This window comes from Pseudophaeobacter leonis (genome assembly GCF_002087335.1).
In the GTDB taxonomy this organism is placed as follows: domain Bacteria; phylum Pseudomonadota; class Alphaproteobacteria; order Rhodobacterales; family Rhodobacteraceae; genus Pseudophaeobacter; species Pseudophaeobacter leonis.
This window is the reverse complement of sequence record NZ_MWVJ01000023.1, coordinates 1-14,161: the sequence shown is the minus strand read 5'-3', so window position 1 is coordinate 14,161 and position 14,161 is coordinate 1. Positions and strand designations below refer to the sequence as shown.

Annotated in this window: 6 protein-coding genes and 5 pseudogenes; 8 read left to right on the top strand and 3 right to left on the bottom strand. The window is 59.5% G+C overall.

Annotation, left to right across the window (positions count from 1 at the left end; translation table 11 throughout):
* The first annotated feature begins 259 nt into the window (after positions 1-259).
* Entirely contained in the window at positions 260-919 is a 660-nt protein-coding gene (locus B4968_RS07130) for a GntR family transcriptional regulator (RefSeq protein ID WP_083097778.1), read from the top strand.
* Positions 920-983: 64 nt separating this feature from the next.
* Here B4968_RS07130 and B4968_RS24165 read toward each other — a convergent pair whose 3' ends face one another.
* Together B4968_RS24165 and B4968_RS24160 are read right to left on the bottom strand one after the other, a co-directional pair.
* Positions 984-1,583 (bottom strand): M24 family metallopeptidase, encoded by a 600-nt coding sequence (locus tag B4968_RS24165; protein WP_241525620.1) that lies wholly within the window; start codon positions 1,581-1,583, stop codon positions 984-986.
* A gap of 146 nt (positions 1,584-1,729) precedes the next feature.
* A pseudogene (locus B4968_RS24160) lies at positions 1,730-2,077 on the bottom strand (aminopeptidase P family N-terminal domain-containing protein); the annotation flags it as partial.
* Positions 2,078-2,262: 185 nt separating this feature from the next.
* Between B4968_RS24160 and B4968_RS07120 the strand changes: the two are divergent.
* The 5 genes and pseudogenes from B4968_RS07120 to B4968_RS07100 form a co-directional block, all read left to right on the top strand.
* Positions 2,263-3,574 (top strand): annotated as a pseudogene (locus tag B4968_RS07120) (MFS transporter); the annotation flags it as partial.
* Between the two features lie 377 nt (positions 3,575-3,951).
* Positions 3,952-7,086 carry an Ig-like domain-containing protein gene (locus tag B4968_RS07115; protein ID WP_241525619.1) on the top strand — a complete coding sequence of 1,045 codons (3,135 nt, stop codon included), beginning with the start codon at positions 3,952-3,954 and terminating at the stop codon, positions 7,084-7,086.
* A 96-nt stretch (positions 7,087-7,182) separates the two neighbouring features.
* Positions 7,183-8,486: pseudogene (locus B4968_RS07110) on the top strand (TolC family protein).
* A 221-nt stretch (positions 8,487-8,707) separates the two neighbouring features.
* Positions 8,708-10,981 (top strand): annotated as a pseudogene (locus B4968_RS07105) (ATP-binding cassette domain-containing protein).
* A pseudogene (locus B4968_RS07100) lies at positions 10,978-12,149 on the top strand (HlyD family type I secretion periplasmic adaptor subunit). Before B4968_RS07105 ends, B4968_RS07100 begins: the two co-directional pseudogenes overlap by 4 nt.
* A gap of 44 nt (positions 12,150-12,193) precedes the next feature.
* Here the strand turns inward: B4968_RS07100 and B4968_RS07095 are convergent.
* Positions 12,194-12,913, bottom strand: coding sequence for a trypsin-like serine peptidase (locus tag B4968_RS07095; protein ID WP_083097776.1), 720 nt, complete (start codon positions 12,911-12,913; stop codon positions 12,194-12,196).
* A gap of 753 nt (positions 12,914-13,666) precedes the next feature.
* On the opposite strand from B4968_RS07095, the gene B4968_RS07090 reads away from it, so the two are divergent.
* Positions 13,667-13,894: a hypothetical protein gene (locus tag B4968_RS07090; protein WP_139792626.1), complete on the top strand. Its 228-nt coding sequence runs from the start codon at positions 13,667-13,669 to the stop codon at positions 13,892-13,894.
* 29 nt (positions 13,895-13,923) lie between these two features.
* Positions 13,924-14,139 (top strand): hypothetical protein, encoded by a 216-nt coding sequence (locus B4968_RS07085; protein ID WP_139792624.1) that lies wholly within the window; start codon positions 13,924-13,926, stop codon positions 14,137-14,139.
* Positions 14,140-14,161 lie beyond the last annotated feature (22 nt).

Here is a 14,161-nt window from a genome sequence, read left to right as displayed (position 1 = left end):
GCAAATCCATCCGCGCCGTCGTGGAGTACTAAATCCGCCGCGAGGTCAGAAGATTTGACAAGGCGCAGCGCCAGTGGGGGTTGCGCCTTATCTTTGGGCTATCTGGTCTTAGGGCTATCTGGTTTCGGCAGCTCAGAAAAAAGTGCTCATGTCGCCCCCGCGTCGTGCACATGTCATGTCACCAGCAAAAGGCTTTCTTTGGCATTGCCCTGCCGGCGCTGTATAGTCCGGCAACCAAATTGATGACGGGACAGGACGCTTGAAATTTCAGGCCGTTGACATATCAAAAACAGCCACGGCGGCGCAGGTCATTTTTGCGTCGTTGCGCCGGGCAATCCTTGACGGGGATCTGCAGGATGGCGAGCCGCTGCGGCAGGATGAAATCGCCAAGGCCTTTCACACCTCACGCTTTCCGGTGCGCGAAGCCCTGACCCTGCTGGAACAACAGGGATTGGTAAAGACCCAGCGCTACAAAGGCGCTGTTGTCGCCACGCTTTCGATGCAGGAGGCCAGCGAGATCTTTGACTTTCGCGCCAAGCTGGAAGCAGATGTGATCCGGGCGGCGGTGCCCAAGCTCTCGCCCGAAACCCTCAACGAGGCGCGCGGCTTTCTGGAACGCTTTGCCTGCGCCCGCAATCCTATGGACTATGGGGTCCTCAACCGACAATTCCATGCCAGCCCCTATAGCGTCAGCGGGCTGCCCTATCACCTCTCGGTCATCGAGAGCTCAATCGACCGGATTGACCGCTACATCCGGGCGCAGCTGGTGATGAGCGGCATCGCGCGCAGCAACGATGAACATCTCAAGATCCTTGAGGCCTGCGAAGCAGGCGATGCCGACCTGGCCGCCCGCCTGACCTATGACCACATTCACGACGCCAAAGACGCACTACAGGCGCAGCTCAAACGCAACAGCTGATACCAGGCTTGCCACATCTAAAGGAGTGTCACATATCTAAAGGAAAAGACCTGCGTCTCAGCCTTCAGATAATCAGCAATTCTTTAGGGAACCGGGTCAAGGCGCGGCAGCCCTCAGCGGTCACCAGCACATCATCCTCGATGCGCACGCCAAATTTGCCCAGCTGATACAGCCCCGGCTCGTTGGTATAGACGGTGCCTGCAGGCAGAACCTGCGGGTTGCCGCGCATGATATAGGGCGCCTCGTGCACGTCACGCCCCAGCCCATGACCCGTCTTGGTGCGGATGCGATCGGCAAAAGGCGAGGCCTCAAGCACCCCGGTCACCACGTCATCAATCTCGTGGGCTGTGACCCCGGCGCGGGTCACTGCCAGCCCGGCCATATTGGCCGCCAGCACGGTTTCATAGACCGCGCGGCCCTCGTCGCTCACCTCGCCCACAAAGACGGTGCGGGTGATATCGGCGCAAAATCCGTTTTTGCGACCGCCAAAATCAAACAGCAGCGCGTCGCCGGACTGGATCTGATAGTCGTCGCGGGCATGGGCATGCGGCCGGGCCGAGTTGTCGCCTGCCGCCACGATGGGCGTAAAGGCGAGATCATCGGCGCCTTCGGCAAAGAGCGCCTGAATGAGGCGGCTTTCGATCTGCTTTTCGAGTCTGGCCAATCTCTACCGTCGCCAGCACCCGGTTCCAGCGCCCGCTCGGACAGATCAATCGCCGCCTGCATGGCAGCCACATCCCCCCCGGTCTTGATCATCCTGAGGCCGGAGATGTCTTTTTCGGCATCCACGATATCCAACGCAGGGAGCGCCTGTTTCAGCGCGTGATGCACAAAGACCCGCATGACCTGCCCCTCAACCGCGAGCCGCCTCAGGGGCATATGCGAAGCAAGTGCTGCAAAGGCGGCCTGATAGCCATCCTGATCGCGCCAGTCAAAAACCGCGCCCGAAAATCCGACCTGCTCCCAGGAGCCGAGCTCAAGATTGGGCACGATAGCCGCCGGATCCCCCTCGGCCGGGATCACCAGAACAAAGGGGCGTTCGTGGCTCATGAAACTATGTCCCAGAGCGCGGGTGAAATTCGGCCCCGGCACCAGTGCCAGCGCGTCAACGGCAAGGGATTTGGCCAGCTGTTGATAGTCGGCAAAAGAAAGAGTCATAGGGCGCCTCCAGCGGTCGTTGAATATTGTATCCAATTGAGCGGCAGCAAAGTCAATGCCCGCGCTCTCCCGCCCCCTAAAGTGTGCCAACTGCAAGCTTGCCGTATCAAAGCCGCGCAAACAGCGCTACAAATTGCAGGGTGATCATCAGAACAGTCACAGACATCGTGAGGGATCTTGAGGCCATGCTCTCAGTGCTCAAAAACCGCACCTTCCGCCATATGTTTGCAGCCCAGGTCATTGCCATCACCGGCACCGGGCTTGCGACTGTGGCGCTGGGGCTGATCGCCTATGATCTGGCCGGAGCGGATGCCTCCATGGTGTTGGGCGTCGCCCTCACCATAAAGATGCTGAGCTATGTGACACTGGCCCCTATCGCGGCTGCCCTGGCCTCGCAATTTCCACGCCGCAAATGGCTGGTCAGTCTTGATATCCTGCGCGCGCTGGTGGCTTGTGCCCTGCCCTTTGTCAGCGAGATCTGGCAGATCTATGTGTTGATCTTTGTGATGCAGGCCGCATCGGCCGGGTTTACGCCTGCGTTTCAGCCCACCCTCCCAGATGTGCTGAGCGATGATGACGACTATACCAACGCGCTGTCACTGTCGCGGCTGGCCTTTGATATCGAAAGCCTGCTGTCCCCGGCGCTGGCCGCTCTCTTGCTGACACTGGTGGCCGCCGACGCGCTGTTCTTTGGCACTGCCGCGGGCTTTCTCGCCTCGGCCCTTCTGGTGGTGTCGGTCGCCCTGCCCTCCTCCAGACCCGGCGCCAGTCGCGGAATGTATGAGCGCACCACGCTGGGGATCCGCATCTGCCTCAGGACGCCACGCCTGCGGGGGCTTTTGGGGCTCTCCGCGACAGCCGCCGCCATCAGCTCGATTGTGATCATCAATACGGTGGTGATCATCCGGTCCGAGTTGGGACTTGCAGAAAACAGAGTGGCGCTGGCGCTGGCCTGCTTTGGGGCGGGCTCGATGCTTGCCGCCATGGCACTGCCAAGACTGCTCAGCCAGATGCCGGACCGGAGCGTCATGAGCTGTGGGGCGGGGATTGCCATCCTTGCCCAGCTCGGGTTGGCGGCGATAACGCTGATCGGCGGCGCGTCTCTTACATCCGTGCTGATCACCTGTTTTTTGTCGGGGCTGGGCTATTCCACCATCCTCACCCCGTCGGTCGTTTGCTGAAACGTTCGGCCCGGCCCGAAGATCGCCCCGCCGTGTTTGCCGCCCAGTTCACCCTGTCGCATGGCTGCTGGCTGCTGACATACCCGCTGGCGGGCTGGAGCATGAGCCGCCTTGGCATGGTGCCGTCCGGGCTGCTGCTGACGGCCATTGCCATTTTAGGCCTGATCTATGCGCGGCGTCAGTGGCCTGCCCATGACCCCGAAACTCTGCCCGACAGCCACTCTGACCTGGCACCCTGACCTGGCACCCCCAAGCCCTCCCAAGCCCCCTGGCCCATCAGCATCCCGACGTCATTGACCCGCTGCACAGGCGCTATTCCCCAGCAGGCGAAGTGCAGCCATGCCCCAAAGCAGCGCCCGAAACCGCAGGTTTCGCACTTGCATTCATCACAGCCCTGCACAGCCGCATTTTATTTAAAAAGTTTCCCCTTTGGTTAACCTATTGTTAACCATCCGCCAGAACCCATCCCGCGCGCCCATAAAAGGGCAGAAAACCTGCGGCAAACAAGCCACTATAGACCGCAATTCATCCCGAGCGGATGTAACAGCCGACTAGACATTTGATTTAAATTCGTCTCATTATGCTCTCAATATGGCCGCAAAGAACGGCCTTCGGCAGAAACATACAGGCACCGGACACTCGCGATCCTTTCATTTAGAGGGGTCGTGCGGTCTAGAAGCGAGCGGCAAAAACATGAGCACTGTTGGATTTATCACCCGTGATCTTTCGGGGACCACGCGTCAAAGCACTTTCTCTGAGGGCTCTCCCTCACTCCTTAACGTCACCGAGTCCAAGGATATTTCGCTGAACCTCAGCGCTGCGGACATTGACAGCTATGTCAGGCGTGGCTCTGATCTCCACCTCGTGCTGGCGGATGGCCAAATCCTTGTTTTGCAGAACTATTACAGCCCGGGCGCTGCAGGTGGGAAAAACCTGTTCCTCAGCGACGATGGCCAGTTCGTCGAGGTGGTGCTTGAAAACAAAGCAGAAGGCGCTCTTTTCGCCAGCTACGAGCCTCTGGATGTTTCCGGCAAGTGGTCAGCCTATGACGACATGGTCTTTTTGGATGTGGACCGCATCGAGCCGGTGATTGCTCCTCTGGTGGCGGCACCGCTCTTTGGTGGTCTTGGTGCAGGTGCAGCTGCAGCCGGTGTTGCAGGTGCCGCTGTGCTGGTAGGTGGCGGCGGCGGCGGTGACGGCGGTGGCGTTGACTCCAGTGTAATCTTTCCAACGGTTAACGACCCCGACGCAAGCTACCCGATTGGCGGCTCAACAACCGCACCTGTGGTGATCTCCGGAACCGGCACCCCTGGCGCCGAAGTTGAGGTCGATCTTGGCGGTGTCACACAAACAACCATTATTGGCGACGATGGCACCTGGGAAGTCACCTTCCCCGTGACCGATCTGCCTGATGACGGCAACTACGAAACCACAGTGCACGTCATTGATCCCGACGATACCACCCATGATCTGGATGGCCCGACGGTCATCATCGATACCACCCCACCAGAAATTGAAGTCACCAGCGGCACCGAGTCCACAGGCGATATCGTGAGCGGCTCAGAACAGGCCAGCGGCACAGTCATCACAGGCACCGGCGAAGTGGGCGCGACGGTTCTGGTCGAAATCGACGGCTCTTCGCATTCCACAACCGTGGGCAGTGATGGCAGCTGGTCCGTGACCTTTACCTCAAGCGAGATCACAACCGGAGAATACTCTACCGGCGTGACCATCACCACAACGGATGACTTTGACAACAGCGCCACCTACAGCGAGGTCCTGGTTGTCGACACCGTCGCCATCGTGAACTTCGATACTGTTGAAGGCGATGACATGGTCAATGCCGCCGAGGCATCGGATGGCGTCACCCTGAGCGGGACCGGCGAAGCCGGAGCCTCGATCTCTGTTGTGTTCCAGGGCGTTACAAGAACAACAACCGTGGCTGACGATGGCAGCTGGTCGGTGGACTATAGCGCAGGCGAAATCGCCTCCGGCACCTACGACAGCAGCTTTGAGGTCACCTCGACAGATCTGGTGGGCAACACAACCATCAGCAGCCACGACATTCTTGTCGACACCGAGACCACAGTCACCATCGACAGTGGCTTTGCCGGCGCTGACAATATCATTGCCTCCGGCGAAGCCGATGCAGGCGTGACCCTCACGGGGAATGCCGAAGCCGGTGCCACCGTTGTGGTGGAAATTGCTGGCGGTGCCAGCCGCACTGTGATCGCGAGTGACAACGGCACCTGGGAAGCCACCTTTGGCGCCGGATCCATCGCTGGCGGTGAATACACAACAACGGTCAATGTGACCTCTACCGATCCGGCCGGTAATACGGACAGCACCTCCACCAGTATGGAGGTTGATACCGTCGCCGGGACCGTCACGATCTCGCCTGATCCAATCGAAATCGACAATGTAATCAACGCCGTAGAAAGCGCCGATGGCGTCGATATCAATGGTACGGCGACGCCGGGCATGACAGTGACCGTGACCCTGGGCAATGACACTCTGGGTACAGCAAGCACCCAGGTGGTCGCAGATTCCAATGGCAACTGGAGCACCACATTTGCCAGCGCTGACATCCCTCAGGGCACCGATACTCTGGACATCACAGCCTCGATTACCGACACGCTCGGCAATACTACAACGGCCACAGGCACTGTCGGGCTGGATACCGAAGTCAATCCGCTGACCCTGGACGACAAAGGCAGCATCGAGGGCGATGACATCATCAACGCCGCCGAGCGCCTCGATGGCGTCACCCTGACCGGCACAGTTGAGCCCGGCTCCGACGTGACCGTCAATTTTGGCGCATCTGGCCCGCATACTGCAACAGTCGCGGCAAACGGCACCTGGAGCGTTGACATTCCTGCGGCTGATATCCCCACTGGCACCACAAACGTTGACGTCGAAGTCCATGCCACCGACGCTGCTGGCAACACCGCGATGACCGACCACAGCCTAGCGATTGACACCGTAGTTGATCCTTTCACTGTTGAGGCCGACCAGACCAGCAACGACATTGTAAACCAGGATGAGCTGGACGCCGGCTTTACGCTGGAGGGAACGGTCGAGCCGGGCTCTACGGTGGTTGTTACAATCAACAATGTTGCAGCAACCGCGACGGTCGATGCGGCCGGCAACTGGAGCGTCGCCTATGACGCCTCGGACCTGCCCTCTGGTGAATACGAAGTCGAGGCGACAATCGTTGCTACCGATGCCGTGGGCAACAGCGCCACTCTGACAGAAACCTTCGAAGTCGATACCGTCTTTGACGCGCCGGTGATTGATCAGATCACCCACGATGTCAGCACTGATGATGTGACCGCCCTTTCCATCGAAGGGACTGGCAGCACCTTCACCGTCTCCTCTCTTGAGGGAGACGGCACTGCACCGACCCTGTCAGCCACACAATCAGACGTTGGTGGTTCGACCTGGGCCTTCCTGGACGCTCCGGTGCCGGACGGAACTGATCTGGTGATCACCGATTTTGACAGCCTCAACAACACCTCCAGCACTCTGGTGGTTCTGGAAGACAACGCAACCACTGCCAGCACCCTGAACCATGCGGCTCTGGGCGGTTTCAATATCGACGAGTTGGATCTGGCCAGCACGGCCAATGTGCATCTGCAACTGGACGAGGCCACGATCAACGCCCTTTCCGAGAACTCCAACACGCTCACCATTCATAGTGGTGACAGTGATGACGCAGTACTGTTACGGATGCGACGCTTGCGGGCACCCGCAACGTCGGCGGCGAAGCCTATAACGTCTACACCGTTGGCGACGACGGCACGACACTGGTCATCGATCAAGACATAGGCGTCCCCATCATCTGATCCATGGAACCGGCGCGGGCACTGTTAGCCTCCCCCGCCGGTGTCAAACTCAGGTCTATATGAAAAAGGTGAAGGCAGCATGCAACTGGCACGACCCATTGGCGCATTGGCACTCTTGTGCAGCCTGTCTGGCTGTGCAGACGGCCTGCCTTTGCTGGGTGGCAAGGCGGACCAGGAGACCGAGGTCTCCCGGCGCGGCGGCAATTTTGAGCAGACTGAAGGCGAAACCAGCTCTGATGTGATTTCCACCCTGCTAGAGCGCCGCTCAATGCTGCCCAAGGATACCATCTATGACCAGGTCGCAGAAGCTGCGGTCGCCGCCTCTGCGCGCGCCTCTGAAGCAGAGCTGACCAGCGCCAAACTGCGGGCCGAGGCAGAATCCAAAAACTGGCTGCCCACCATTGGCCCCTCGGTCAGTCTGACTGATCTTGGCGAGTTGGTGGCGGGCATGCTGATCCAGCAGGTTCTCTTTGACAATGGCCGCCGCAAAGCCGAACGCGCCTTTGCTGCTGCCGATGTCGAAGTGGCCGCCGTCAACCTGTCGGTTGATATGAATGAGCGGGTTGAGAACGCCGTGGGGCTCTATGTGGCCGGGCTGCGTGGCGATGAAAAAGCCGCCTATAGCAGCCGTGCCTTGCAGCAGATGCAGGAATTCCACCGCGTTGTTTCCGGCCGGGTCGAAGGCGGCCTGTCTGACCGGTCTGATCTCAATGTGGTCAACAGCAAGATCAGCGGTATGCGCAAGGCCCGCACCACCGCACAGGACGCCGCCACAACCGCGCGCGCCGAACTGACCGCCATGACAGCGCAAAGCTTTTCGCAAAAACCAGGCAAACTGGATCTCGGCACGCCGCCTTCAAACGGGCAGTATCTTTCGGTGCTGAAATCGCAGTCTCTGGCCCATCGCAGCGTGGCCCAGGCAAAAGTCGGGCGCGCCGGGCTGCTCCCGCAGATTGCCGCAGCAGGCAATCTGACCTCTGATGGCTCCGGCGCCGGGCTCACCCTTGATATGGCGGAGCCCCTTGGCCTTGGCACGCCAGCCGCGCTGAAAGCCATCGAAGCCTCGGAAGAGGCCGCCCGCCGTCAGGTCGGCGAGGCCGAAGAGGATGCGCGGCGCAGCTACTCGCGACAGATCCAGCGCCTGGCCTCTTTTCAGCGTCAAACCGTTGAGGCCGCCTCACTGGCGCGGGCCAGTCGTGAAACCTACAAACTTTTCAAAGCGCAGTTTGAGGCCGGTCAGCGTCCGGTGATGGATGTCGTCAAAATCTACGAAGACCTGTACAGCGCGAGCAGGACCATATTGATGCGAAATACGAAGTTGTCCTGATCCAGCTGAAGCTGGCACGGGACATGGGCCTGCTGGCGGATGGGGACAAGATTTGACCGATACAACGACACGCCCGCCCAGAGGACCGGTTTCCGGCAAAAGGCCCGAGAGCCAAAACGGCTCTATACCCGCAGCAGGCAGTCCATCGCCCACAGGCGGCCCAGCCCGGCTGCGGGCCGTGCCGCCAAGCCCGCCGCCCATTGTTTCTGGCGTTTCTGGCCAGAGTCCTGAAGACCGCGCTCCGGAAGTGGCACGCGGTAACGCCGCATCAGGTCTTGTGCTCAAAGCCACCAATTCTGCCAGCTCTCCTCCCAGTTCAGTCCCCAGTGCAACTGGCTCCAAAGCCCCCCCTGCACGTCAGAGCACCAATGTTGCCACCGATCTTCCCACAGATCCTTCCACAAATCCTTCCAATGGCGAGCAGCGCGAAGTTGGCACTCTGATCGAAGGGGCCTCGGCCCGCATTCAGCACCGTGCGACCCTGATTGCCACGCTGGCCTCGCTGAAAGGCACCGAGGCCCATGCCAGCGATATCGCCACCTATATGTGGAGCACCAATTCAGGGGGCTCTTCCGCCGAAAGCCTCGCACAGGCGCTGAGCTCCCCGGTTTGCTGGTCAAACTGCAGAACCGTCAGGAACTCAGCCAGAGCGACTGGCCTGCGCTGGCCATGATGAAGGGCGGCCAATGTGTACTGGTTCTGGGGCAGGACCTTGATGAGCTGAGCATTTTTGACCACCTGCCCGGACAACCGCGCCCAGGTCCCGCTGGCCGAGTTCACCCCGTTTTACACCGGTGTATTGCTCACAGCGCGCCCCTCATTAAAACAGATGGCAGCGCGCCATACACCTCAGCTGGACAGCGATCACTGGTTCTGGGGCGAATTCCCCAAATACCGCCGTCAGGTTGGCGAAATCATGCTGGGCTCACTGGTGGCCAATATTCTCGCGGTCTCGGTGGCGCTGTTCTCGTTGCAGGTCTATGACCGGGTGGTGCCCCACCAGTCACACGCTACGCTCTGGGTGCTTGGCATTGGCGCGTTCCTTGCGATCATGCTCGAAGCCCTGCTGAAAGTGGCCCGCGCCCGGCTGACAGATGCCGCAGGGCGCCAGATCGAGCTGTCGGTACAGCACAACCTGATGCGCCGCCTGATCGGCATGCGGTCGGACAAAAAACCCCTGCCACCCTCGGGGCTGTTTGCCGCGATGCGGGATTTTGGCGCCGTGCGGGAGTTCTTTACCTCTTCGACCATCTCCACCCTGGCCGATATTCCCTTTATCGCCGTGTTCCTGCTGCTGGTTGCCTCTATTGCTGGTCCCGTTGTGTGGGTGATCGTGGCTGGCGGCATCCTGATGCTGCTGCCGGCCTATTTTATGCAGCGCAAGATGATCGCCCTGACCCGCCAGACCCAGGGGGCCAACGCCAAGGCCGGTCGCCTGCTGCATGAGGTGATCACCGAGCTTGATACCGTCAAGACCCAGCGTGGCGAAGACCGGGTGATGCGGAACTGGGATGAGCTGAACGTGCTGTCGTCGCATTCCTCGACCGAGCAGCGCCGCCTGGCCAGCGCGCTGACCTTCTGGTCGCAGGGGATCCAGCAGGGCACCTATATCATCGCGGTCGTTCTGGGCACCCTTTTGGTCTTTGCCGGCGAGTTCACCGTGGGGACAATCATCGCCACCGGCATCCTGACCAGCCGCACCCTCGCCCCCCTCACCCAGTTTGCCGCCACCATGGCGCGCTGGAGCAACGTCAAAGGCGCTCTCGAAGGGCTGGAGGCCATCGCCACGGCGCCACAGGAGATGGAGGCCGAACGCAGCTATCTGCGCCGTGAGCACCTTCAGGGCCGCTTTGAGCTGCGCGACGTTGTGTTTCGCTACGACGAAGACGCGGCCCCCACGCTGGATGTTCAGGCCGTCGCCATCACACCGGGCCAGCGGGTGGCCATTTTGGGCGTCAACGGCTCTGGTAAATCCACCCTGATCAAGCTGCTCTCGGGGCTCTATTCGCCCGATTCCGGCCGCATCATGATCGACGGCACCGACATGGGCCAGATCGACCCGCGCGATCTGCGGCGCAATATCGGCTATCTCAGCCAGGACGTTCGGCTGTTTGCCGGCTCGCTGCGCGACAACCTCAACCTCAACCAGCTTGAGCGCGACGACGCCCGCCTGATGGCCGCTTTAGACTTCTCCGGGCTTGGCGCCTATGTGCGCGGCCACCACAAAGGGCTGGATCTGGACATCGGCGATGGCGGTGGCGGCCTGTCAATCGGTCAGCGCCAGTCTATCGGCTGGGCGCGTCTGTGGCTGCAGAACCCCTCTGTCGTGCTGCTGGATGAGCCGACGGCGGCGCTGGACCAAACTCTGGAACGCACTCTGGTGAGCCGCCTGGAAACATGGCTGCAGGGCCGCACCGCGATCATTGCCACCCATCGCATGCCAATCCTGGCCCTGACCAACCGGACGCTGATCCTGCAGGACGGGCGCATGGTTGTGGATGGCCCCCGTGACAAGGTTCTGGCCCACCTCGCAGCAGGAGAGGGCAAATGAGCTCAGCCGAGCACTATGATCTTGCCGAAAGCGCCCGGGGCGCCAGCCGCATCGTCTATCTGGTGGGCGCCGCGCTGGTGATCTTTGTCACCTGGGCCGCCTTTGCCTCGGTGGATGAAATCGTGCGCGGCGAAGGTGAGGTTGTCTCATCCTCACGGGCGCAGATTGTACAGAACCTTGAAGGCGGCATCATGGCCGAACTTCTGGTGCGCCAGGGCGATGAGGTAAAGGCCGGACAGGTGCTGGCCAAGCTGCAGGATACCAAATTCCGCACCATTGCGGATGAGCTGCTGGACCAGATCGACACGCTGGAAATCAAACAGTTCCGGCTCGAGGCCGAAATGGACGGCGCCTATGAGTTTGCCGTTCCAAATGAGCTGGCGACCCGGTCCGCCGAGATCCTGGCCTCTGAGCGCGCCCTGCTCAACGCGCGGCAAAGCGATTTCCACAGCCGGCAGTCAAGTGCGCGCAAGATCCTTGATCAGCTCAACGACGAGCTGGCGAATATGGAACGGCTGTATAAGCAGAACATCGTCGCGCTGATCGAAGTGAACCGCTCGCAGAAATCGGCCACCGATGCGCAGGCCAAATTCAATGAAATCGGCACCCAGAACGAGCTGAAACTGGCAGAAGAATATTCTGAGGCCCTGCGTGAGCTGGCCTCGCTGCGGCAAGACCAGCGTCTGGCGCTGGATCAGCTGAACCGGACGGTGATCACCTCACCGATGTCCGGCATCGTCAACAGTCTGGGTGTGACCACCATTGGCGGTGTTGTGCGTCCGGGCGAAGAGATCTTTGAATCATTCCCATGGGCGAAGAGCTTTTTGTTGAGGCCCGGGTCAATCCCAAAGATATCGCCAGTGTGCAGACCGGCCAGAGTGCGACGATCAAGCTTTCGGCCTATGACTACACCATTTACGGGGCACTACAGGGCGAAGTGGACTTTGTTTCCGCCGACACCTTTGAGGATGAGCGCAATCCCCGCGTCGAGCCCTATTACCGCGTCACGGTGCGGGTGGACCGGTCGCATTTGACAGAGCGGCAGAAAAACATCGAAATCCGCCCGGGCATGCGCGCCACCGCAGAATTGCAAACCGGATCAAAAACTGTCCTGAACTACATTCTAAAGCCGCTGTACAAATCTAAAGAGGCGTTCCGGGAACCCTAGGGCAGCAGGATGCCTTGGCAACATCGCTGAAACGGCAGGTCAATTTAGCCGGCCTGCAGCATCAGTCTCCACAAAGAGGAATCCAGCGCGGTCCCGATCGACACCGCTTTGCTCCCCATCGCCCCCTTGGCAGAAATCACAGAGACCAGTTTGGGGTCATGGCCCGGACTAACCATCAGAACCGGAGCACCAGACGCGCCGAAATCAACCCGGCAGGACATCACCAATGTCGTGCTCTTCTTGGCCAGCACCTGGCAACTGCGCTCCAGTCTCGGTCTGGTGGCATGGGTATGGTTATAGGACAGAACCCCTACCGCATCGCCGAGGCCCGCCTCCCATGACATCACCAGTGGACGGATCTTGGTCGAGCTGATCGGGTTTTCCAAACGCAGCACGGCAATATCACTGCCCATCAGCGTATCCCCGGCTTTGCGATGCTTATACCTTGGGTGTACAACCGCCTTGTCGACGCTGCGGGACGCCTTAGAGCGTTTGCCCATGAGGCCAGCCTCAAAAACAATTTTTGTCGGATCAACCGCACGCCCGGATCTGGGGTCAAACAGGCAATGCGCAGCAGTCAGAACCAGATTTGGCGCAATCAAAGAGCCCGTACACATATTGCGCCCCAGGATATTCAGACGTCCTACCGCCTCCCATCCAGGTAACGACCTTACGCTACGCTGCGGATCAGCCGCCTCTGCGTCGTCTGGCATACCGACTGTCAAAGCGGCTGCTGCAAGTGCCGCAGCGCTAAGATGTTTCATGTTCCACTCCAATTTCCCACACCTACATCGTTGTTCAGTGGTGCGGCTGGAATGGGGCGCAATTTTGCGCTTGATGGACGAGATGATGGACAGAATGTGACGCGGTTAACAATTCCTTAACCCCCAGGTTATTGATGCCCAGAGTGGTGCTAAAACAGCCCAAAAGGCCACCCGACATTAACACTTTCGTTAACCTTTCAAGCAAATATCTGTAAAAAATAGATTTTATTAGCACCGTTAAGACACAAAAAAGCGCATCAAGGCATAATACTTTGGTAAGGTTTCTGTGTTTTCGCGCGCCCCTCCCCCTGATTGAGGCGAGAATCAGTCACGTTTTGCGAGCGACCCCGCCTCGTTTTTGCTTTCCAACCTCTTAACGCACCTCAATCCCGTTAAGGTTCCGTATGCAGGCAACTATCTGCGCGCGTAATCCGACAGACCTCCATGGCTCCCCCATTGATGGTCAACAACGCCTATACCCGCGCCTGGCAGCCGAAAAGATTGGCGGGTTAGAGAGACCTATCTAAACTGGAGCAATAGCGGTGCATCCCAGCCAGGCCCCTCATATCAACCTCAAAAGGAGGCGGCCCATCACAACGCCTTCGATACTGTCGTGGCGGAGGGTTTGAATCGCGTTGGCAGAAATCAGGTCCCCAACGCAAATTTTTCCAAAAGCTTCAGCTCCATGGCATTCCAGTTTTCACAGATGCCCAATGAAAGACCTCCGTGCTCCATATTGGCTTGAATGGTATCATGTGCAGCCCTAGCCTAGAGGACCGGTTCAAAAGCCCTACCACGGCCGCGAAGGACGTGTCAGAAACGGGAAATCAGCAGGAGGGCCTCACCTGTGGGTATGACGTTGTACGCACAGCACAGAGTGACGGTATCGACAATCTTGTCGGGACGCTATCGCATCAGGATGCCCTGGGTCGCTCGGGCGAGGAGTTACGCCAAATCATCGACACGTTTATGGTGAACTGAGAATGAGAGGCGAAAGTTTTGCGGTAAACATGAATGCCGACGGTCCGGCAGAACCACCCAAACGGCGCCCCTGCCTCGTGCTCGATGACTTCGATCTGAACGGCAGCAAGTTCGGCGAACGCGCCTATGGCACTTCGTCCCGCAACAAGACCAACACCGGCTACAAGGTCAGGGTGTGTTCATTCACCCTCGCCTCAAAGGCCAAGCCTCCCGCGTTTGCTTGGTGTGGAGAGGTGTTGACCTGAGCCCCAAGTTTCCTCCACCTCG

Bases quoted from the DNA above. Each gene is read 5' to 3' on its own strand.
- B4968_RS07115 (WP_241525619.1), top strand. From the start codon at position 3,952: ATGAGCACTGTTGGATTTATCACCCGTGATCTTTCGGGGACCACGCGT.
- B4968_RS07095 (WP_083097776.1), bottom strand. From the start codon at position 12,913: ATGAAACATCTTAGCGCTGCGGCACTTGCAGCAGCCGCTTTGACAGTC.
- B4968_RS07090 (WP_139792626.1), top strand. From the start codon at position 13,667: ATGTGCAGCCCTAGCCTAGAGGACCGGTTCAAAAGCCCTACCACGGCC.
- B4968_RS07085 (WP_139792624.1), top strand. From the start codon at position 13,924: ATGAATGCCGACGGTCCGGCAGAACCACCCAAACGGCGCCCCTGCCTC.